Genomic DNA, 21882 nt, shown 5'->3' on the forward strand with positions numbered 1-21882 from the left:
CTGCTACTTTGATTCAAATGATATAGAATGGCGTTGAAGATAGATAAAAAGGTTCTCTTAACTGAGAGCCTTTTTTCACTTTACCTCACATACACATAGGCTTTATTTGCTGTTACATAGTTAGAGTACCATATAAAAAATAATAAAGGAGTAATAAGCAATGAATGTAAAAATAGTAGATATATCAGAAAAGTTAATAGATGGATATAAAGTATTAGTTCAAGTTGATAGCAGTCAATTTATCGCTGAGTGGGATGGCGATAAGCCAGAAGAAAATGAAAACTATAATGTAGAAATAGATATAGATGATGAATTTATATGGAATACAAATATAGCCTTTTCAGATGAAAATGCAAATGCAATAATTCGGAATGATGAAGGCTTTAAAGTCATCGCTAAGCTAGATTATAACAGTGAGGATAACTTAGCAACACTAAATGTCTATGATAGTATAGTACTAATTGATATAGAAGGAATCGAGCAAGATATAGCAAATGAATGGGTAGAAATGCAGTGCACTTCAATTAAATTATTTAATACCAATTTATAATAGAAACCAAATACAATAACTATGGCATAGTCGTTATAATGTAGTAAGATATAGCAAAAGTAAACTTGTATAAAAAAGCCGTCCAATTATGAAGTGCACCCCAATTGTTAGACACAGTCTAACAATTGGAGGTGCATTTTTTATGGCTAAATTTTCTTCAACAGAGAAAATCCAAGCAGTGAAACGATATTTAGATGGTACAGAAAGCGGAAAAACAATTGCTAAATCTATAGAAGTTACTCCTAGCTTACTTCGTGAGTGGATTAGACGATATGAATCTTCAAGTGAAAATGCTTTTGAAAAACGCTATACATACTACTCTACCCAGTATAAACTAGACGTACTTAATTATATGAATGAACACGGGACATCTATCAGAGAAACAGCGGCACTTTTCAATATTCCGTCTTTTGAAACACTTCGGAAATGGAAAATAGCTTATGAAACAGGAGGATTGGATTCCCTACATTCAAAGAAAAAGGGGCGTCCAACCATGAAAGATAAAAAAATAAAACCAGTAGTAGAGGGCTCAATAGAAGCACTACAAGCGGAAAATGAGCGTTTACGTATGGAAAATGCATATTTAAAAAAGTTGAATGCCTTAGTTCAAAACAAGAAACAATCACCAAACAAGACAAAGCCCAAGTAATCTATGAGTTAAGGCATGAATTTCCTGTCAAAGAGTTACTTCAACTCGCAAACATTCCACGTAGTACGTACTATTACTGGATCAAACGGTTCAATCGTCCTGATTCAAATGCGGAGTTAAAAGAACGGATTCAAGCTATTTATGATGAACATGGTGGGTGTTATGGGTATCGTCGTATTCGCGATGAACTGATGAATCGTGGGCACAAAGTGAATCATAAAAAGGTGTATCGTCTTATGAAAGAATTAGGGTTAAAATGTCTGGTTCGTATAAAAAAATATCGCTCTTACAAAGGGACAGTTGGGAAAATTGCGCCGAATATTTTAAATCGCAACTTCCAATCTGAAAAACCAAATGAGAAGTGGGTTACAGATATTACGGAGTTTAAATTATTTGGGGAGAAGTTATACCTATCACCAATGTTAGATTTATTTAATGGTGAAATTATTACATATACAATTGGTTCAAGGCCAACCTATTCCCTTGTTTCAACGATGTTGGACCAAGCCCTTGAACGTGTAACAGATCAAGACAAACTCCTCATTCATTCTGATCAAGGGTGGCACTATCAAATGAAACAATACCGTCATTTTCTTAAACAATGTGGCATAACACAAAGTATGTCTCGCAAAGGAAACTGTTATGACAATGCCGTTATTGAAAATTTTTTCGGTATTATGAAATCGGAATTTCTGTATCGAAAAGAATTTGAAAGTACAACACATTTCAAACAAGAATTAGCAAAGTATATAGACTACTATAATCATAAAAGAATTAAGGCAAAATTAAAGGGTATGAGCCCGGTACAATACCGGGCTCATACCCTAGAGGCTGCCTAATGAAACGACCTGTCTAACTTTCGGGGGTCACTTCAAAATCCACAACTTTTATTTAAGCACCAATGTTTTGTTAAAGGCATTTTCAAAGTTCATCCTCCCCGTAGAGTAGAAAACTGAAACAGATTAAATTTTCTTTAGGGATGGCTTTGCCATCCCTTTTCTGTTTCAGCTTCCCCTCATCAAACCGTACGTGAGGTTTTCCCTCATACGGCTTTCCGATGTTCTTCCTTCTTTGGCGTTCAGTTTTGTTCTATCCTCCTACTTTCACGAGTGCATATGTTGTTTTCTTCATCAAGTCCTTGATACGACCATGTTTCTTTCGAACATTTCTTTTCTTATTCCAAAAAAGGTTAAGTCGTTCTAGGACGTACCAGTCTATTTTACAGAGCCACTTCTGTCCAATTGAAGATAAGCTATAATAATTCTTGAATCCTTGCAGAATTCTATTTAAACCTTTCACCATCTCTTCCAATTGTAAATACAGTTTGTTCCTCGGCTCTGTGTATCTTTTAATGCGTTCCCGCATTTTCCTCATGGCTTTCTGGCTCGGAATATGTGCCATCACATGCACTTTCTTCCCGCCTTTCACATGTTTAGGGTATTTTCGGTGGTGAAATCCTAGAAAATCAAATCCCTCGTTTCCATCCCACGTATTCACTAGCTTCGACTTTTCTGTATGGATTGTAAGTTCTAACTTATTCATAATGGATTGTAGTATCCGAATACTCTCTAATGCTTGTTGTTTTGTTTGACATACGATGACAAAGTCATCCGCATATCGAATTAGTTCCCCCAAATGTTTACACTTCTTTTCCCAAATGGTATCCATATAGTTTAAATATATATTAGAAAGTAATGGAGATATCACGCCACCTTGTGGTGTACCTAATGTCGTTTCATGAAATTGCGCATGTTCCATGATTCCCGCTTTCAACCATTTTCTAATGAGTTTTAACACTCTTCGGTCACTGATTCTTCTTTCTACAAGCCTCATTAATTTGTCATGATTAATATTGTCAAAGTATCCTTGTATGTCTACATCTACAATCCAATGAGATGTTTTACTCGCTTTCCGTATCTTCGATATCGCTTGATGTGCGTTTCGTTTCGGGCGAAACCCATACGAACAGTCTTGAAAATCGGCTTCGAAGATAGGTTCTATCACCAATTTCGTTGCCATTTGTACAACCCTATCCTTGATCGTGGGAATTCCAAGCGGTCTTTGTTTTCCATCACCTTTTGGAATATACATTCTTCTTACAGCTTGTGGATGGTATGATTTACTTTTCAATTCTATATATAATTCATTGAGAAAGTTTCGTTCTCCATATTGATACACGATTTCTTCAATCGTCTGTCCATCAATTCCACCGCTTCCTTGATTTCGTTTTACCCTTCTCCATGCTTCAGCCAATATGTCAGGACGATATATTTTGTCATACAACGCGTGAAACCTACGACTTGAACTTTCTTTGGCACAAAGATATAAAGTCTTCCAAAGTTCTTGAGCTTTTACATCAGTGTAGTTAGCTAGTTTTCCAGCATTCACTCACTCTTACCTCCTTCCAACTTATGAACAAAGTAGAGGTCCTTCCCTACATAACGTTGTGTTGTCGTTATGATATTCAGTACTATGACCTCCTCCGACTCCCTCTTTACAGTCCACCATTTCGTATATGCTTATAGGTTTCCTCTCTCCTTTCTGAAAGAAAGGGCAAAGGAGGGGCTCCCCAGTTCCAGACACTACTTTCTCAACATACCGCCCTCCGTACCCCGAGGGATTCTTCGATGTCGTATTTCCAAGTTCTTTACATCTTCCATGGTCTTCGCCCATATTCACCAGGCTCGACTTCCCTTTGTCCTATTTCTAGGTTGCTTTTAACGAGGCGGCAAGGTTCACTTTATGTTACGGTCTGTTGATTCGCTCGCACTTCTAGTAGAAGTTACTTTGTCACAGGGCTTCAACCTTAGGATTTCTCCACCAGCTGCCTGTCAGCTACTAGGCGACTTGGCTCTTACCTAGGCTGGACTTTCACCAGCAAGCAGTGCCCAGCTTAGCTGGGCACGCTAAAATAAAAAGCATCCGAATGGATGCTTTTTATTATTTATTAATTTGTACTTCAATTACGGTAAATGAAGTTTTATTCTTCTTCCAACCACCTAATGTTGTTTGCATTTATCTGTTCCAACAATATTAAGTAACTGGAAGAAGAGCAAAAGCCCTTCTCCGTTTACACAACGTGAATTGCAATTGAATGTGTAATCAAGAAACAACTGTTCATCCAATCCGCAACCATCGCCACCGGTTATGACGATCCATTTTCAGTTATTAGGAATCTTGTGAGCATTGTTTTCCGCCACTACTCACAATACAAATATAACATGCTAATTCCAAAACAACCGGCACATTTACTGCCAAAAAGCGGTCATGACTCTGCCACTTATTTTAATTCGCTAATAACCTTTATTTTCCTAAACTACCTCACTGCAACAGCCATACTGAATAAATTGAATTTCCTTTCAGTAATTATGCTTGATCGGATTGTAGAACATGTAATGGAGGCGGAATAATCCAACCTTTTTTCTTATTCAGACGAAGTAATATAGCTCCAGCTTGTGCTTTTTTCATATGAAATTGACCAAACATCATTCCAACATCTTCTCGAAGAGATTGTCCCATAGCTTGACTACATGCTACTAAGCCAGCAGCAAGATCCATAGAAACTTTAGCTGCAATTTCTGCATCATTAATACGAGCACCAGGAGGAATCGTTTCAATAGATGCAACTGGTCTTTCTGGAGGTGCTGGTGGTAATGCAACACCATTCAATTTCAAGATATTTTTTAATTCTTCAACTTCTGATTGGATATCATTCTCTACAAGGTTCTCTAAAAATTTCTTTAAATCCTCGTCTCCTGTATGGTTAATAAGAACTTGATATCCAGCAATCGCGCCTTGTGCCGCTGCAAGATAACTCCAAATCCCAAAGACTTCTCCGTAATGCATTGGTTCATTTTGTGGATTTCCACTTAAAATACCCATAAAAATATTCCTCCTTAAAGAAATTAGACTTTTAGCAACAATACTTACTATAGAAAAAATTTTCCCAATCATGTTCTTGATTAAAGAAAATAAGTTCTTATAACTCATAAGGAACACCTTACCCAAATATAGTAATTACCTCTCATAGAATGTACCGTTACCAAAAATTTATGCTTATAAAGAATAAATACATTTCAATTAACTTAATCCATTATTATTAAGTACTTTTAATAATAAAAATTAAAGATATTTATCATAATTTGAATTCAAATGGTTTTATATATTTTCAACCGAATATTGTCTAAAGGAACTGGAGACATTACTAAATACGAAAGGAGGGAAAACCATGAAGAAAAAACTTTCATCTATTTTAGGTGCCCTATTACTAACTATTATGGTTTTTGGTACAAGCGTCCATGCTGAATACGATGGATATAATACGAATAGAGTTAACAATAATAATACAACTCGAGTTAATGACTATAACACGAATAGAGTTAATGACTATAACATGAATAGAGTTAATAATGATGTGAGAACTCGAAATGTAAATACGACAAATGATTTAAATGATAATCGTAATAAAAATAATAATTGGACTTGGCTTGGTTTATTGGGACTACTAGGATTATTTGGTCTTAGAAAAAAAGACAAAGATCCAGAAAGACGTTAATGTAGAACATTGTATTTAATTTTAAAAGATATTTATTTATCAAAAGAATGCAATATGAACAAATTATGAATCGCCTTTAATAAGGCGATTTTTTATTTTTTAAAATCAATAAGAATCACAATAAACAGATGCAATTAATCGGAAACAATGAATTTCCTAACTTAATAGTAATAGAGCATTACATCTATTTGACGAACTACGCTCCTTTTTTATGCCTTTTCTTCACTTACCCATATCTTATATTGTGTGTAACTGACCCCTTCGCCGAATCCCTTGTTATCATTGATTTCATTTAACTTTCTCTTTTGAGTTACACAGTACGAAAATTATGAGTAACTGTATAGGGATACCACCACATGCCCATCAAGCTAAGGTTGAGTATTCCATGAACTTCCGTTCTTGATGCCCACATGCTTGATATTTTGTTTATTTGTTTTTAAAAATACGCATTCCAAATAAACCTTGATTAGGTGTATTTTTAAAGATTATGCAGTTTTCCGCTTTAGATTGGATACAGTGCACTGATAAACAATGCCTAAAATATCAAAGACTGTCTTTTTCTCATATCGATGGGATTTCCGCCCGTTTTTCTGTAAGAGGTCAAACAAACGAAGGAAAACTTTTGATACTTCTTGGGTGTCTTGTTGGATGGCTTCATATACTAAGTACAGATGATCTTGAATCATATAAATTGCTTTATATTCACTTAATTCTTTTTGTTTTTTTTGTAGTAACAACTGTCGCATTTTGAACATAGTAGAAGAACAAAGAAAAATAGCGATTAACTGTCCATAAAGATGACATTCTAGACGCTCTCGCTTAATATTGTGACAATGATTGATACCAAAAAGAGACTTCCATGTTTTAAATACAATTTCTATTTGCCAACGTAGTGAGTAGATATCATGGACCTGTTCCATCGGAACAATTTCCCATGGTATGTTGGTAATATAAACGTTGATTTCTGTTAATCGTTTACTTTTTTCAGAGTATGTAACTCCTTTTTTCTTTTCAACATAAGATTGCTGTTTCCTACGTTTATGAATTTGAGTTGATGTAAGTCTGTATATTACAACTCGTGAGGGTAATTTTTGTTGTCCAACATAGGCATTCTGAATTTCATAAGTATCTCCTGGTTTTATCTGATGCATGATATCTTCAAGGTCAAGTAAAACATATAAAGATTGCTTTTTAACTGTCCCATCCCGAAAGAATTCTGGCGATTCATTTTTTACATATACTCTATTATTTAATTTCAACCGTGAAACATAGAATACCCCTCGTTGATCCATCTGGTCTAAATCTTTTAGAGAAAAGTATCCTAAATCTCGAATACATAAATCTCCTGGGCATAAGGTATCTAAACACTCTGTACCAAAGGTTTTATCATTATTTTTACCTGGTTCCATTTGAAAATTGAGGAATTTCCCACTCTGTAAATCATACTCTAGTTGAATCTTAATACCGGCTGTTTGTGCACATCCTCCTGAACCAGGATAAATAGGAGCTAAATGATTGGGTACTTGAAAAATAGTAGCATCTAAAATACGTATACGTTGAAAATAAGAAGTATATTGGTTTCGGATTTGAGACGAATCGTTTAGTTGGCTTTTGACTAAAAGAGAGAATACACGCTGTAGAAATAAAACAGCGCATCGGTTAAAACGTTGATTAAGTCCTTCCGGACTCATTAGTGTAGCTGTATTTGCATAAAGCTGACTACATAATCGAGTGAGAGAATCGCTTGCTACATGTCGACTGATCCAAATACATAAAGCAGCCATATCTCGTGCGCCATACTTACTTTTACGTTTTACAAAACCTGTCTCCTGTGCGAGTTGTTGGAGAATATGTGGAGATAGATATCGCTGTAGTTCTTCAGCGAATAAATGAAACTCATCTTGAATCGATAAATTCATAAAAAAACGCCATCCTTTCTATATATTTCTACAAAAAGAATAGCGTTTTTCTTATTATTTAGATACAAATTTATCTCAATTTGATAGCGATGAGATGATATCCTTATTAGTATTTAATGTATCTAGAAACCCTTCAGATTTTCTGAAGGGTTTCTTCGTTCACATAGTCTTTGCTAACAGATATAAGTATAATTCACTAAGGAAACATATTTTTACTATTCAGTAATATTTTTCATAAATAAAGCTGTCCACAGTCCAGAAATACCAAATACTTTATTCGATTGTTTTATCTCTTTCATTCTACGTATTTCTACTTCAGAAAAATCTCTAAAGATGACTCTAAGTTTTGCATCTGTAAAACCTAATCCACCTTTAAGACTTTGTAGTTTGTATACTTCCCAATCCGTTATATCTGCCCCACCCAATTCTCCGCCTTGAACAAAACAAGTGATTGCAAAATAACCACCTGGTTTTAAAGCCTTTTTCACCAAATTTATATAATTCATTCTTCTGTGTGGAGCAATATGATGAAAGCATCCTGAATCATACACAATATCGTATGTACCTTCTTCAATTTGTAAGTCAAAGATATTGTTATAAATAAAATTCACATGTACATTTTTTTCTTTTGCCCGTTCGGTTGCCCATTGAATTGATTCCTGTGATAAGTCTACCGCATCAACTAAGCATCCTTTTTCAGCAAAGTAAATTGCATTTCTGCCTGGACCGCATCCAAGTTCAAGAACTTTCCCTGGATTAAGTAATTCTTTATCGAAATAATTAACTAGGTTCTCATCTGGTTTATTAGTAAAAAAGGGAACTCCTTTTTCACGATTTGAATAAAAATTATCCCAAAATTGAGTTGGTTCACGCAATAATGAATCTAACATATCCAATAAATCTTCATAACTACTAATTGTTTCTTTCACAATAACCCCTTCTTTCCAATTAAATCTTACATTCTAATTGTACTAACAATTAGAATGATTCGTGTTTCATAGGGGTTAACAACACTTTAAATTCAAATAAGTTTGAATCCTCTACATATGCCTATTTATGTTAATTTAACGCACATAAAGATACCTAATTTTCCTTTTATATTACTTTAAAAGTATTTACCTTACTCTTTCTGAAAATCCAACCAAACAATTGGAAATACCCTTAGAATTAGAATTCTATTTCGATTTTCCAGAATTATCTTTACAATTGTTGCAATAATATTACAAATGGAGTAGCTATGCATTCTCATTAAATAAAGATGTTTCTTTGGTAATTTACATAAATTTCATTATCAGTAGCAAGAAAATGAGCACATCCCTTATTGAAATATCACCAATTTGTACCAAGCTAATACTTTGAAGTCTTCAAAAATAAAATTTAGCTTATTACATTTAGCTCATTTTTTAGTTTTGGGGAACAACCAATTTCTTAACCTGATGGTAATACAGTGGTAATTGAAAATGGCTTATATTGATACCTGCAAATGCATTAAGTTGTTTGTTATTTTCGAAGTAAGTAGTATTCCCGATTTCAGCTAACAAACGTATATCCGTATTAGTACCGATTCCCTGTATATAAAGGAGTCGATTATTAATGTTACAACTGTTTTATTTCTTAATATCTTTTGAACTTCTGCAGAAAAATTTGAAATTATTTCGAATAATTTTCTAACTAGAATTAATCTTTTTTAACAATTTTATTATGTTTAAGATTGATAGAGTTTTTACACCACAGCCTGAATTCACAACTATATATATGAGTGCTATGATTATCTAGGCAGCCACTCTGGGCGATTAGACCCACGTGGAACTAGAACAGTTTTATATTCACCAGGTGTTTCTGACATTTTTACCTGATCAGTTACGCCTTGATATAAACCGAATGGAGTTTCAGCGGTAAATAAATCTGGTGCGATATACTCATGTTCCTCTGATGAACCAGCTATTTTTTTAACAAATTGTTTATCAAAGATACCCATTGAGAGAATCCATAAAGATACTCGGTCTAAAGATACTCGTACACGATAACTGCCGCCTTCTTTTGCTCTTCTCTCTAGTGCTACTAAAGCTCCTACTTCAAGTAACCAAGAGACTGCATAGTCGTTTACAATTGAAATAGGAGGTAATTTAGGGTTGTCAGGTGAACCTTCAAGAGCCATTACGCCTGTTACACAGCCAGCTGTTTGATCAAAGCCGTTACGGTTTCCCCAAGCGCCTTCTGTTCCATGTAAATTTACTGTACAATGGATGATACCTGGGCGAATTTGAGCACAATCTTCTGCTGATAGTCCATATTGTTCAATAAACCCAGAGCGGCGGTTAGCAAAAAAGATATCCGCATCTTGTAATAATTCTTCTATTTTTTGTTTACTTTCTCCATTCCCTAAATCAAGTGTAGTAGAACGCATTCCCACATTTGATGTTGCATACACAATATCATGTTCCCAATCAGTTGGACGCCAAACGTTTAAAACATCTGCACCATGTAAAGCAAGCGCTCTTCCAAAACCTGCACCAGCAATAACATGTGCAAGCCCTAAGGCACGGATGCCTTCTAGTGGAGTTTTCGCATCTTCAGAAAGTGGCTCTGGATCACTCTCGCCAATTTTTTCAATTTCAATAAGAGGAAGCTTCGCTACTTCTTCATAAATAGATTCTTTCATAAACTCTTCAATTGTACGGACTACTGGCATAATAATTCCACGTTCAGCAGCAGCATTCTCTAAGTCATTTGAATTCCATTGTCTAATTGCATTGGCTACGGATTGACGATCTTCAGTACAATTTAAAAAATTCAATGCCTCGTGTTTAGATCGTGGATACGGATTAAGTGGCATAACCCATTTCCCGTCTTTTGTTTGATAAAAAGTAAAGTCAAAAGGATTATAAGGATCATTAGCAACACCTGGTGCTAGCCCATTGATTTTTTCCCACTGTCTATCGTAAAAAGGAGATAGTCTTCGAAGTGCCTTACGTAAATCCATGTGAATATCTTGACCTTTTCCTCCACGCATTCTCCAAATCTTAGAAACAGCAATGGATTTTGCTACTAAAGCGATTGCTGCGGTTGATGCTAGACGTAATGTACTTGGAACAATAGGGTCTTGGCCATAAAAAGTAACTGTTCCTCCACAGTCTTCTACTGATAATCCAACTTCCTCTAAAACAGTGGTTAGTTCTTTATGAATATCGAAATCATCAAGATTTGTTAATTTATTTTCATTTGCTTTAATGATAGCATCAGTAAGTTTTTTTACATCTGTATTTGTATTCATTATAATCCCTTCCTTTTTGAACATAGTGTGAAAATATATATTTATTTTTTCTCATTAAGTGCACGTAGCACAGATAATTGACGACAATCTCGCTCTTCTTCAAGCTGATTTTTAGCAATGGTACCATAAGAAGCAATAGCTTGTTCAGACAATAGCTGTACTGTGTCTTTATCTAAATGTGGTTTACCAAGGTGATCCCAAAGTACATTCATTCCCGGTCCTAAATGTTTGAGGAAAGCAGGGAATCCCCCTTCTCCGCCTCCTAAATGGAATGTTAAGAATGGCCCACCTGCTGCCCAGCGAAGACCAATTGAGCTGGTGACAATTTCATCAAGTTCCTTCATTGAAACAACGCCTTCTAATACCAAATGAATGGCTTCACGGAATAATGCTGACTGTAGACGGTTTGCTACAAATCCATCCATTTCTTTTTTCAAAACAAGAGAGTTCTTACCTAATGCTTCATAAAAATTGACAGCTTTCTCAACTGCACTAGAAGCTGTGTATTTGCCAGGTACAACCTCCACCAATGGAACCAGATGCGGTGGATTAAATGGATGACCAATTAACATACGTTCTGGATACTTCATTTTCTCTGCAATCTCACTGGCTTTTAATCCAGAAGAGGATGACAACAGTAATGTGTCTTTGCTGACAATTTGTTCAATTTTGGCGTATAATTCCTGTTTAAAGTCTATACGTTCAGGTCCGTTTTCTTGTACAACAGTGGCACCGTCAAGTGCACGTTCAAGGTTTCTCTCAATAATTAATCGATCTGTAAGACCCTCAGTTGGAAGTCCAAGCTCCTGTAATGTGGGGATAATCTGTTTTATACCCGCATGCACAACTTCTTCTAAATCAGGGCGAACGTCATTTACTCGAACTTCTAAACCCTTTGCAAGAAAATAGGCTGTCCATGAAATTCCTATGACACCAGCTCCAATAACTGTAACAGGGCTAAACATATGCAAATTCTCAGTTAACTGAGGACTGTTAGTATTTCCACTCATTTTAACCATATCTAATTTCTTTCCTTTCTAACTAGATCTTCCTTCTTCACCTGTGTTACTTACTTGTTAGATAGTCATGTACAACACTTGGAGAAGACAAAGTAAGATCTGTAATTATGTGAGAGGTAGAGACAACCTCAAGCACAGGTAAATCTGACATTGGTGCTAATGCATGTGCAAATAACTCTAAGCGTGCAGGACCTGACCAAGCACCGTGAATAGTGATATCTGTAATTTGACTTCGGACAAGTTCACAAATCCTTGGGTATCCGTCATATCCTGGCATCTTTTTAATCATAAAGTTAGGTTTACAGATTTCTTTACGTGCCTCACTTAAGTCCAGAGGGCGGTGTTTGTAACCCATCGTGGCAGTTGCTACTCTTAAAGAACCATAGTCAAGAGTACCTACTAATGTATCAGAATCCACAAATAGATTTGGTTTACCTAACTTTTTAGGATAAGCACTTATCTCTCTTCCAGAAGCGATTGCGGGAAAACTATCTACGTACATAGCATGTAAATATTCACCCTCTTCGCCATCAAAGCTTACAGGGATTACTTGCCCACATTCAGTATAGGAACCCAATCCAGTTACATCTGGCATTTTCATAATTTCAAAACGAACAAGTGAATCCGTAATCTCCAAAGGTTCAGGTACTATTTTTCTCAATGCATCTAGGTCTGTACGATATAAAATATTTAAGTATTCTCGATTATGGAATCGATAAGGACCTACTGGGAATGCTGGAGCATCCAGTGGTGTGGTAAACTGTTTGATCACTTCATCTTGTTGCATGTTTGCTCACCTTCCTATTTTGAGTTTGCTTTTTCTTCAATACACTGATTGCCTCTGGCCTGAATAACCAGTAATCAAGAACTTTTCTTTCAACATCATGTTGTTTTCACATAAATAGGATGTAAATATTTTTGATACTTTTGTTGCAAAAACAACACTTGTTGTAAATAATTATAGTTATAGAATTTACAATAACAAGAATCAAAAAGAGCTGAAATGATGCTTAAGCAACATTTCAGCTGGGTATTGTTGCAAAAGTAGAAAAATTCATAAAGGAGTTTAACGATGGTGAATAAAAAAGTAGACCCGAGGGTACGACGTACACACAATCTTCTCAGAGATTCATTAATTGAATTAATGGATGAGAAGAGTTATGAAAGCATTACAATACAAGATATTACTGAACGCGCAACTGTCAATCGAGCGACTTTTTATCGTCATTATGAAGATAAAGAAGATTTATTAAATCAAAGTATAGATAAGATGCTTATAGAACTTTTTGGAGATGCATCGAAATTTTACAGCGTGACAAAAGATCCACATGAATTACAACATTATGTGGCTTTACATATTTTTGAACATATTGCTAGGTCAAATAAGTTTTTTCACGTCATGTTAATCAAAAAAGGTATTCCAAACTTCATTCAATATCTAAAAGATTTTATTTTTCAATTTTATGATCACATGATTTTAGAAACAAATGTAAAAGAAGAGGAACTCCCTGTTAAAAAAGAAATGATAGTCAGTTATATTTCTGCTGCATATATCGGTGTTATCTCTTGGTGGCTAGAAAATGATATGCCATGCTCACCATCTTCTATGGCTAAACAAATGATTCAAATAAATTCACACGGGCCTATTCAATTATTGGAACAATATCTGGATCGTTAAAATAGACCTCCTTTTTGAAAAAGGTATATTTATAGCATCCAGTGGAGATACAGGGAGAGCATGACCTTCCTCCCAACAACAAAAAAAGGATATACCCCTGCCATAGTTCTGCGTAGGTGTATCCTTTAATTTGATTAATAGGGGTCACCATATCATCGCCATCAACTTAAGAATTCAGAATTACCCCAAAGCGGAAAAATGAGCTGACTTCTCAAAATCACTAACTGTAGAGAAAGAAAATTTTTCATTTAAAGGGTATATTAAATCCTTAAGTTGATGGATGTGGGGCCACCATATCAAAAAAAGAAAATTGTACGTTACGACACAATTTAGACACATTTAAGTCAATACCCTGTACGCTAAGGGTAAAATAGACCTAAGTAAAACGTTACAAAAATTAACATTTATGCAACACTTGCCTAAGGGTTGATTTTTATAGCGCTACAACGTTGCATATATTATGTTGCAAATTAAATCCTGAAAATGATACAAGATTTGTAGAAAAATAGATTTACGCAACGTTAGGAGAACAAAAATGAATTACGCATATATTCGAGTATCCACTCCACAACAAGACTATACATTTCAGAAAAAGGAAATTATTGCATATTGTGAAACTAATCAAATTAAATTGTTGGAAGAAGGTATTTTTGAAGAAAAGCAAAGTGGAAAAAATATGGAGAGGGAACAATTCCAAATTCTTATGGAACAACTAAATCCAGGAGATACACTTATTGTATATAAACTAGATCGTTTAGGTAGAAATCTTTCTGATATGATTCGTACTCATGAAAAACTGATTAAAAATGATATTGGAGTCATTGCTACTAATGATAACATTGCTACTCGGAAGAAAGATGACATGACTACTAAAGTAATGATTACAATCTTATCTTTATTTGCTGATATTGAACGAAACTATATACTGGAGCGAACACAGGCTGGTCGTATGAAGTATGTAGAAAATGGCGGGAAACTGGGGAGAACGCCTAAAATTAATAAGTCTAAAACTGATTTGATACTTGAGTTACTTGATCAGGGAAAAACGAAACAGGAGATTGCTGATTTTTTAAATGTTGACAGAACTACTATTTATCGCACATTAAAACGAAATAGTTATTAGACCATTTATTAATAACGAATACCATCTATGCTTCTATAGAATGTATCCATTTCTAAAACATTCGCGTTCTTGCTTAAAGACTTTATCACAACAAAAGGAGCTAAATTATAGATATCAGCTCCTCTTATTTGTAAATTATTTAATTATAAAGGATACGATTACTAAAATGACAAGCAGAATTCCGCTTAATAATTGTCCTATTCCAGAACTCTGTCCATTAATCAACAAATTGAAAAGATTTTTTCTTGTTTGGGTTTTTCCTACGAATGCATCATCTTTTTTCATTCTATATACGCCCCATAAGATTAATACCACTCCAAAAACGATACCGAATAATTTTAAAGCCATTATATTTACCTCCACTTATTATACATATATTGAATTTTTTTAGTCATTTTTTAGTTATTGTTACATCTATGAACAATACTTTCTTATTATTTCTAAAAATTTATTATCACTTCTTATGATTTTATTATTACATTTAAACATTGAAATGAACTATCTACTAACCTTACACTCTCTGTTTCGATTGCTCGGTCTTCTCTTATAAGTAAAACAAATATTTTAACAGCAAAGTACTTAAGATATTAGCTAATAAACCTTATGAACTTATATTTTTTATTCAGTTTATAGAAATCTTGCAACAAAAATGCAATTGTTATAATAGCCATTAAACCATTAACTGTAAGAGCTATTACAATCGATAATTCAATGGTAGGTAATAACATGATACATAGTGAAATAACGGATGCAATAAAAGGAACAACCTGCCTTGTTCTTGTTATGCAAAATCCTTCGCTTTTTTTAAGTTGTGGCATGATTCTACCGATAATTAACAATAAAGGAGTAGTAGCCAATATTCCTAACCATCCGAAAGCGCTTTCGATAAACCAAGGTAAAAATGGCATGGCTGAAGAAAATATAAATAAGTTCAGTACTAACAGAAATAATTGTATAAGAGATAATCTTATATATATTTGTTGCATTTTGTTACACCTCAAAGAAATGTTTAAAAATAAAATGGGTCATATAATAGACATACACTCCATAATATGACCCATTTTCACACATAGTACTTCACTCTTTATAAGAGATAAGTCTATTAAAAATCCGTTATTTTATTCAATTTTATTATATACTCACTTTTTCTGTAATTTGGTGATAACTCCCTCGTTGTTCGTTTCAATGTAGTAATCATTATTATGACTATAAACATCACCCTTGAAGTTTTGGGAAATCACACCAGTGTGATCAGTATAATACGATTTTCCTTCAAACTTATAAAGTGTATTTCTTACCTTTTCTCCATATGCACGAAGGTTGTCACCTTGTGAGAAGAGATATAGCTTGCCATCGATTTTATGAACACCTGTTACCTTTTCAGCTTTATCGTTCAGATAGAATGGTATACCATCAATGTCAACAAAACCTGTCAGAGTAGCTTGTCCCCAGTCATTAAAGTAATATGTTTTTCCGTCAATAGTTTCTGCACCATTCACCGTAGAAGATTTTCCATCTCTAAAATAATATTTTTCTCCAACAAACTCCTTCCAACCGGAATAGTTAATTCCATCTTCTAAACTAAAATATTTGACTGTATTACCTAATTTGCTAATCCCTAGTGGCTCAAGTTCACCGGTTGTCCTAAATGGTAATATTTTATTGTCCAAAGTAACATTAATTGTTCTATTTAGAGCTTTTCCATCCAACCCAGAAACAAACATAAGCACACCTTCGTCAGAAAAACGAAGAATGACACCTTGATCTTCTAAACGTAGTACATTTGTAGTAGCCTTGTAATCTTTAAAATAATAAATTTTATTATCAATTTCTTTCAAGCCTTCTTTAATAAACGCTCCTGAAGCATCGGAATAGTGTAGACCTTGCCATGCTGATTTCTGCAGAACACCTTCATCGTTGAAGTTATAGTACTCCCCATTAATTAATGATCCAGATACTGAGACCCTGTGATTACCATTTGGATCAAAATAATACTTATTCCCCTCAATTTCTTGCCAGCCCTTTAAAAGAATTCCTGAAGAATCCGCATAATAATGAGAGTCATTTCTCTTTATCCAACTATTTGTTATCAATTTCCCAGAATTGTATGCAGTCCATATAGAGCCATCTTTTGCATCAGGTTTGAATTCTAACCCGTCATATGCCTTTCCTTCATGTTTCTTTGTCTCATTTTTCTTACGAGGATGCCAATCAATCAACCAATTATTCCACTCATGTGCTGCAAGGCGAGCTGTGAGTTTACTAGCTTCATTAATATCACCAGTAGTCCACGCTGGTGCACTTTTACCACTCCTAGGAACGTATAAATATTGCCCTTTATTATTTTTCAAAGAAAACTGACCGTCTTTTCGAACAACAAGATCCCATATTTCATCAGAACTGATATCTCCATCATTTGTATAAATCCATTGACTGGTATCTCCTGATTTAGATGTAAGATATCTTACTTTTCCATTAAAGACAGATGATATAATAACCTTATTAGATCCCTTTTCAATCGGCGTAATTGTAAAATCAGTTCCTGAATTTGAATCCCAGTCACCTGCTTCATGGACATAATCCCCTGCTTGCAGGTTTATTCCATCATTTACAATTTTTATAGAAATAGAAGAATATTCCCCGTCTTTATGGTTTGTGTAGACATCAAATGTACGTTTCTTCAGATCCTCACGAGCTTCAGGATCATTCGTAGCATAATTAGAAAGAACTTCTTTGCCAACCGGTTCTGAAGTAATTGTTCCCAGCATTCGTTTTTCTTCTGGTAGTTTCTTAAACAGTTCATTCTCATCAATACGAATATCAGGCAGACCGCTATTCAGATAAGCGTTCGGGAATGTTTCTCGTAAATATTTATCTGCTAAATTATTTCTACGGCCGCTATTATCACTTTGTAGATAATAGGTTTTGAAAGTTGCAAGTGCAACACCCGTCTTTCCTTCATCTAATTGTTTTTGTGTAATATACAAAACATCATGTTTAGATAGTTCGGGTTCATCAGGAGTTAAGTCTACTATTGTGCCAGCTTGCTTAATACGAATTTGTTCCCCATGCTTAATCGTTTTATATTCAACTTTTCCATTTGGATAAACAAGTTTAACTTTCTTGCTAAAATTTTTATCTTTATAATAATCAAATACGCTAATACCAAACTCTCCCTTTTGAAACGTAGGAGCTTTGTAAGCAATGTTTTCATGCTGAGCATAATAATAGCTTTTTACATCGATTCCCTCTAACCATTTCCCAAACGGCTCTTTAATAAACGCATCATAGATACTTCCAAATGTTGTAACAATTGTTGCAAACGTATCAACATCTGCTTTCACCTTATTTTCCGTTAATGGACTTGGTAATGGGCTAGCACTGAATAAAATCCCCATTGCAATTCCTACAGGTAGGACTTTTGGTAGCCTTTTTTTGTATTTCTCATTCATAACGTCATTCCTCGCTTTATCTTTGTGTTTTTTCCTACTTATTAAACTGAATTTAATGTTCGGATGTTCATCATAATGTAAATACCTTTCAAATTTATTTCATAAATGTTACAAAAGTCTTTCGTTAAATTACAGATAAATCAGATTTTTATCGAATTTCTCAATATCGTAAACGAATTTTAATCCCTTTAATTCACTAACATAGAGGGTGTTACCAAACGACAATTCTACCTCTTTACAGTTATCCCCAGGAACATGACTCGTTCTTGCCTTTTCTAAATCTTCATGCAACTTCCCATTCTTCTATACGTTCTACAAAACACAAAAACAGGTAATAGATTTCAACTCTATCACCTGTTTTTATTATTTCTTATCTTGCGAAATAAGCTGCACCAAAGTTTTCATTAAACCTCTTACACCATACAGAAACTGCACCGTATGTACTTACATCTATCTCATTAGGAATTTCATAGTTTTGATCACCTTTGTTTCCCTTTAATTTTCCTAATTCAATATACTTATAATTTTTAACATCCTCATTATTTTTCAATTGCTTCGTAGGAACCAACACAACTCGAACGTCCGGGCCATTAGAAGTTGAAAAATTAGTAAGGCGTAAAATACGTTTTCCATCAGCTAATTGATAGATTGTTGTTACTCCAGTTGTTTCATGGACACCGTTCTGAAACTGTCCTTTGGTTACTATTTGTTCTTGTAGTTGAGATTCTTTTGATTTTATTTCTGTTTGTGGCAATGCTTGATTCACTTGCTTATCAATAAATAGTTTTTCAGGACGGAATAAAAGCAATAAAATTTCCCCAACTATTAGGAATCCCCCGATAAACAATACATATTTTATTTTCATAAAGTAAAGCTCCTCCTCTAACATAATGCTTACATGTATGTTAACAAGGAAGTCTATCATTTCGATAACATAACTATTACAAAAGTCTTGCAGCGATCTTATTTTTTTTCTGAAGTAATGGGAAGAGTAAACCAAAATTCACATCCCTGCTTACCATCCGAACGATCTCGAACGCCAACTTCTCCTTTGTGCAATTCAATTAATGATTTTACAATGGCTAATCCGAGCCCTGAACCTCCAGATTGTGAACTTCTTGATGGGTCAGTTCTGAAAAAGCGTTCAAATATGCGCAATTTATCATTAGGGGAAATGCCTTCTCCTTCATCACGCAAAATAAATTTGACTTGTTGCCTCTGTTTATTGTCTTCTACAATCAACTCGATTTTTCCAGATACAGGGGAATGTCGGATTGCATTGTTTAACAAATTACCGATAACTCGTGCTATTTTACATGGCATAATCCAAAGTCGAGGTAATGTGTCGGAAACATGTAATTGTAAATGGATATGTTTCTCCTCTAATAAGATAGAATGTGAATTTAGTACTTCTAGTAGAATGCTGTCCACATGTGATAAACTTGGATAAAACTCTTCTTGTCCAAGTTCTAACTTTGAAAGATCAAATAAGTCATTGATTAATCCATTTAATCGTTGTATTTCTTTTAGGATTGTCGTTATGTACTGCATTTTCATGTCAGGATCTTCAATTAAATTATCTTGTAATGCTTCTATCATCAATTGTATGCTAGCCATAGGTGTTCGTAAGTCGTGTGAAATATTCGCAATCAGCTCTGTACGTGCTTTTTCTCCTTCCTCTAACTTAGTAAACCCCTCTTCTAATTTTTTCGCCATCTGTTGAAAAGCTGTTGCTAATTCTTTAAACTCTCGTGGTTCTTTTCCTATTATGTATATCGTTTCAAAATGTCTATCACTAAATTGTTTTGTTAATTCAATTAAATTTTGAATAGATCTCATAATAGGGCGTGTTAGTAACCAGTAAAGAAAGGTTGAAAAAATCATTGCTATGATTGCAATTCCTGTTAATAACCGTGTTTGTTCCGGTTCAAGTAACATTTTCGTATCACTATACCATATAGCAACTACCATAACACTCGTGCTTAATAGATTCATCAGTAACAATTGATAACGTAATTTCATGTTTCATTTCCTCCATTTGAATCAAAGCTATACCCTATTCCCCAGACTGTATGAATCCAACGGTTCTTTGTTGAATTCTTCTCTAACTTTTCACGTAAACGACTCATTAACACCGTTACTGTGTTCGTACATCCTTCATACTCAAACTCCCAAATTTGTTCAAGAAGTTGTGAACGAGAAAACACTTGTTTTGGATGGGTGGCCATTATATAAAGTACCTCAAATTCTTTATTTGTTAACTCAACTTCACATCCACAAACAAGTACACATCTCTTCGTTGGATAAATCTCCAAATCTCGGAACTTTATTACTTCTGATACGGATTCTTTCGTTTCTATAATTGTCTGATTTACTCTTCTTAATATAATTTGAACCCTTAGTACTAATTCGCGAGGTGAAAACGGCTTTGTCACATAATCATCTGCTCCCATTGTTAAACCCAAAATTCGATCTCTTTCCTCTGCCCTAGCGGTTAACATAATAATAGGAACATTAGATTGTTGACGAATTTCCTCGCATAGTTCCCAGCCATCTTTTTTCGGCATCATCAGATCTAAAATGATTAAATCTGGTTGATATTGCTGAAATATAGACCAGCCCTCTGCTCCATTTACAGCTGTATATACTTCATACCCTTCCCTTTCTAAGTACCGTTTGCATATTTCCCTTATATTGTCTTCATCTTCTATTATTGCAATTCTTTTTTGCATTCGTAAAATCTCCTCGGTTCTTTTATTGATAACGAAAAAATATTTCTCTTATGTACTCTTAAAGAATACATAAGTTATTCATATAAACGTAACAGAATATTATTGCCAATTGAGAATAAAACACATTGAATGTACATTCAATAGAAATCATAATTATATACGCCAGATGGTCATTTTAACACAAGAATATTGTATACTTACAATCCCTAGAAGATTAAAGGTCCTGGTACAGACATGCTATGTTCTTGGAAAAATCATACATATCTTAAGGGGATCAAGTTTATGCAGTAATACCAAATAATTACTTGATTCTTTCTAATTTTGAACAGACTAGTTCCGTAAAATACTTCATTGTTTTTTCACCATATGCATCACTTCTATTCTAGAAATAATGAACTTTACTGTGTAAACAGACTTTAATCCTAACATAGAAGGAACTCGCTTTTTAATAAATCAACGGGATTATTCTACTATGTTGTTCAAGTATTTGAATTGCTTGATTTGTATGCCTGCTATCATCTTGTTCTCTTTTTTCAATTCTTCTATTACTACTATTAGATAAACCGGATTCTTATAGACTGGTATAGTACGAGACTTAAAAATATGAAAAGACCACAAAGCTTTCTTGAAGACTCGCTTTGCAGTCCTGCTGTCACTTGTATTACTGAGATAAAAATCAATCGTATTTTCTTCGGAATCCACGGCATGATACAGATATATCCATTGACCTTTTCTTTGATATACGTTTCATCGACTCTTTAGAAATCCTTTGTCTGCTTTAGATATTAACTACACTACTTAACACCCTTATAAGCTGTTAAGAATATGAAATTTCTACATACGGAAATCTGAAGGTAGGATACCCCTACGTAGAATCAAGTTTGGTGATGGGAATTAATGGTCATTCCTTGCGTTCTCATTGAATATCCAG

The 21882-nt window shown here is 34.4% G+C and carries 18 protein-coding genes and 2 pseudogenes; 5 read left to right on the plus strand and 15 right to left on the minus strand.

Annotated features, from left to right (window positions below; translation table 11 throughout):
• The first annotated feature begins 160 nt into the window (after positions 1 to 160).
• Positions 161 to 550, plus strand: a complete 390-nt coding sequence (locus QCI77_RS19135) for a hypothetical protein (protein WP_074603726.1) — start codon at positions 161 to 163, stop codon at positions 548 to 550.
• Between the two features lie 142 nt (positions 551 to 692).
• A protein-coding gene (locus QCI77_RS19140) for an IS3 family transposase (RefSeq protein ID WP_353825365.1) occupies positions 693 to 2038 on the plus strand; the annotation gives its coding sequence in 2 pieces (ribosomal slippage) (positions 693 to 1134 and positions 1134 to 2038; 1347 coding nt in all).
• 250 nt (positions 2039 to 2288) lie between these two features.
• Here QCI77_RS19140 and ltrA read toward each other — a convergent pair.
• Both ltrA and QCI77_RS19150 read right to left on the minus strand, forming a co-directional pair.
• Positions 2289 to 3587, minus strand: a complete 1299-nt coding sequence (gene ltrA / locus QCI77_RS19145; protein WP_088031616.1) for a group II intron reverse transcriptase/maturase — start codon at positions 3585 to 3587, stop codon at positions 2289 to 2291.
• 978 nt (positions 3588 to 4565) lie between these two features.
• Positions 4566 to 5081, minus strand: a complete 516-nt coding sequence (locus tag QCI77_RS19150) for a DUF3231 family protein (RefSeq protein ID WP_000512143.1) — start codon at positions 5079 to 5081, stop codon at positions 4566 to 4568.
• Positions 5082 to 5427: 346 nt separating this feature from the next.
• Here QCI77_RS19150 and QCI77_RS19155 point away from each other — a divergent pair, with 346 nt between their 5' ends.
• Positions 5428 to 5754 carry a WGxxGxxG family protein gene (locus QCI77_RS19155; RefSeq protein ID WP_353825366.1) on the plus strand — a complete coding sequence of 109 codons (327 nt, stop codon included), beginning with the start codon at positions 5428 to 5430 and terminating at the stop codon, positions 5752 to 5754.
• A gap of 485 nt (positions 5755 to 6239) precedes the next feature.
• Here QCI77_RS19155 and QCI77_RS19160 read toward each other — a convergent pair whose 3' ends face one another.
• The 6 genes and pseudogenes from QCI77_RS19160 to QCI77_RS19185 form a co-directional block, all read right to left on the minus strand.
• Entirely contained in the window at positions 6240 to 7673 is a 1434-nt protein-coding gene (locus tag QCI77_RS19160; RefSeq protein WP_353825367.1) for an IS4 family transposase, read from the minus strand.
• Positions 7674 to 7888: 215 nt separating this feature from the next.
• Positions 7889 to 8602: a class I SAM-dependent methyltransferase gene (locus QCI77_RS19165; protein WP_353825368.1), complete on the minus strand. Its 714-nt coding sequence runs from the start codon at positions 8600 to 8602 to the stop codon at positions 7889 to 7891.
• Positions 8603 to 9127: 525 nt separating this feature from the next.
• A pseudogene (locus QCI77_RS19170) lies at positions 9128 to 9256 on the minus strand (transposase); the annotation flags it as partial.
• Positions 9257 to 9441: 185 nt separating this feature from the next.
• On the minus strand, positions 9442 to 10947 hold the full coding sequence (locus QCI77_RS19175; protein WP_353825369.1) for a CoA transferase: 1506 nt from the start codon (positions 10945 to 10947) through the stop codon (positions 9442 to 9444).
• Positions 10948 to 10988: 41 nt separating this feature from the next.
• Positions 10989 to 11957 carry a 3-hydroxyacyl-CoA dehydrogenase NAD-binding domain-containing protein gene (locus tag QCI77_RS19180; RefSeq protein ID WP_353825370.1) on the minus strand — a complete coding sequence of 323 codons (969 nt, stop codon included), beginning with the start codon at positions 11955 to 11957 and terminating at the stop codon, positions 10989 to 10991.
• 55 nt (positions 11958 to 12012) lie between these two features.
• A complete protein-coding gene (locus QCI77_RS19185) occupies positions 12013 to 12753 on the minus strand; it encodes an acetoacetate decarboxylase (protein ID WP_113770998.1) in 741 nt (246 codons plus the stop codon).
• Between the two features lie 285 nt (positions 12754 to 13038).
• On the opposite strand from QCI77_RS19185, the gene QCI77_RS19190 reads away from it, so the two are divergent.
• The gene (locus QCI77_RS19190; RefSeq protein WP_113770999.1) at positions 13039 to 13644 is read left to right on the plus strand and encodes a TetR/AcrR family transcriptional regulator; all 606 of its coding nucleotides are present in this window, start codon (positions 13039 to 13041) and stop codon (positions 13642 to 13644) included.
• A gap of 535 nt (positions 13645 to 14179) precedes the next feature.
• On the plus strand, positions 14180 to 14767 hold the full coding sequence (locus tag QCI77_RS19195; protein WP_353825371.1) for a recombinase family protein: 588 nt from the start codon (positions 14180 to 14182) through the stop codon (positions 14765 to 14767).
• 135 nt (positions 14768 to 14902) lie between these two features.
• On the opposite strand, the gene QCI77_RS19200 is transcribed toward QCI77_RS19195, so the two are convergent.
• From QCI77_RS19200 to QCI77_RS19230, 7 genes and pseudogenes are all read right to left on the minus strand, one after another.
• Positions 14903 to 15115, minus strand: a complete 213-nt coding sequence (locus QCI77_RS19200; protein WP_353825372.1) for a hypothetical protein — start codon at positions 15113 to 15115, stop codon at positions 14903 to 14905.
• Between the two features lie 239 nt (positions 15116 to 15354).
• Positions 15355 to 15753, minus strand: a complete 399-nt coding sequence (locus QCI77_RS19205; RefSeq protein WP_353825373.1) for a hypothetical protein — start codon at positions 15751 to 15753, stop codon at positions 15355 to 15357.
• Positions 15754 to 15906: 153 nt separating this feature from the next.
• Positions 15907 to 18219, minus strand: coding sequence for an N-acetylmuramoyl-L-alanine amidase family protein (locus QCI77_RS19210; protein WP_353825374.1), 2313 nt, complete (start codon positions 18217 to 18219; stop codon positions 15907 to 15909).
• Positions 18220 to 18589: 370 nt separating this feature from the next.
• Positions 18590 to 19084 carry a DM13 domain-containing protein gene (locus QCI77_RS19215; protein WP_353825375.1) on the minus strand — a complete coding sequence of 165 codons (495 nt, stop codon included), beginning with the start codon at positions 19082 to 19084 and terminating at the stop codon, positions 18590 to 18592.
• Positions 19085 to 19182: 98 nt separating this feature from the next.
• Positions 19183 to 20241, minus strand: a complete 1059-nt coding sequence (locus QCI77_RS19220; RefSeq protein WP_353825376.1) for a sensor histidine kinase — start codon at positions 20239 to 20241, stop codon at positions 19183 to 19185.
• Positions 20238 to 20951, minus strand: a complete 714-nt coding sequence (locus QCI77_RS19225) for a response regulator transcription factor (RefSeq protein ID WP_353825377.1) — start codon at positions 20949 to 20951, stop codon at positions 20238 to 20240. Before QCI77_RS19225 ends, QCI77_RS19220 begins: the two co-directional genes overlap by 4 nt.
• 348 nt (positions 20952 to 21299) lie before the next feature.
• Positions 21300 to 21736: pseudogene (locus QCI77_RS19230) on the minus strand (DDE-type integrase/transposase/recombinase); the annotation flags it as partial.
• Between the last annotated feature and the right edge of the window lie 146 nt (positions 21737 to 21882).

It is taken from the genome of Bacillus cereus group sp. MG9 (assembly GCF_040459995.1).
GTDB lineage: Bacteria > Bacillota > Bacilli > Bacillales > Bacillaceae_G > Bacillus_A > Bacillus_A mycoides.

What these genes read in the sequence shown, in the direction of transcription:
- QCI77_RS19135 (WP_074603726.1), top strand. Translation starts at nt 161, where the DNA reads ATGAATGTAAAAATAGTAGATATATCAGAAAAGTTAATAGATGGATAT.
- QCI77_RS19150 (WP_000512143.1), bottom strand. Translation starts at nt 5,081, where the DNA reads ATGGGTATTTTAAGTGGAAATCCACAAAATGAACCAATGCATTACGGA.
- QCI77_RS19155 (WP_353825366.1), top strand. Translation starts at nt 5,428, where the DNA reads ATGAAGAAAAAACTTTCATCTATTTTAGGTGCCCTATTACTAACTATT.
- QCI77_RS19160 (WP_353825367.1), bottom strand. Translation starts at nt 7,673, where the DNA reads ATGAATTTATCGATTCAAGATGAGTTTCATTTATTCGCTGAAGAACTA.
- QCI77_RS19175 (WP_353825369.1), bottom strand. Translation starts at nt 10,947, where the DNA reads ATGAATACAAATACAGATGTAAAAAAACTTACTGATGCTATCATTAAA.
- QCI77_RS19180 (WP_353825370.1), bottom strand. Translation starts at nt 11,957, where the DNA reads ATGAGTGGAAATACTAACAGTCCTCAGTTAACTGAGAATTTGCATATG.
- QCI77_RS19185 (WP_113770998.1), bottom strand. Translation starts at nt 12,753, where the DNA reads ATGCAACAAGATGAAGTGATCAAACAGTTTACCACACCACTGGATGCT.
- QCI77_RS19190 (WP_113770999.1), top strand. Translation starts at nt 13,039, where the DNA reads ATGGTGAATAAAAAAGTAGACCCGAGGGTACGACGTACACACAATCTT.
- QCI77_RS19195 (WP_353825371.1), top strand. Translation starts at nt 14,180, where the DNA reads ATGAATTACGCATATATTCGAGTATCCACTCCACAACAAGACTATACA.
- QCI77_RS19200 (WP_353825372.1), bottom strand. Translation starts at nt 15,115, where the DNA reads ATGGCTTTAAAATTATTCGGTATCGTTTTTGGAGTGGTATTAATCTTA.
- QCI77_RS19205 (WP_353825373.1), bottom strand. Translation starts at nt 15,753, where the DNA reads ATGCAACAAATATATATAAGATTATCTCTTATACAATTATTTCTGTTA.
- QCI77_RS19210 (WP_353825374.1), bottom strand. Translation starts at nt 18,219, where the DNA reads ATGAATGAGAAATACAAAAAAAGGCTACCAAAAGTCCTACCTGTAGGA.
- QCI77_RS19215 (WP_353825375.1), bottom strand. Translation starts at nt 19,084, where the DNA reads ATGAAAATAAAATATGTATTGTTTATCGGGGGATTCCTAATAGTTGGG.
- QCI77_RS19220 (WP_353825376.1), bottom strand. Translation starts at nt 20,241, where the DNA reads ATGAAATTACGTTATCAATTGTTACTGATGAATCTATTAAGCACGAGT.
- QCI77_RS19225 (WP_353825377.1), bottom strand. Translation starts at nt 20,951, where the DNA reads ATGCAAAAAAGAATTGCAATAATAGAAGATGAAGACAATATAAGGGAA.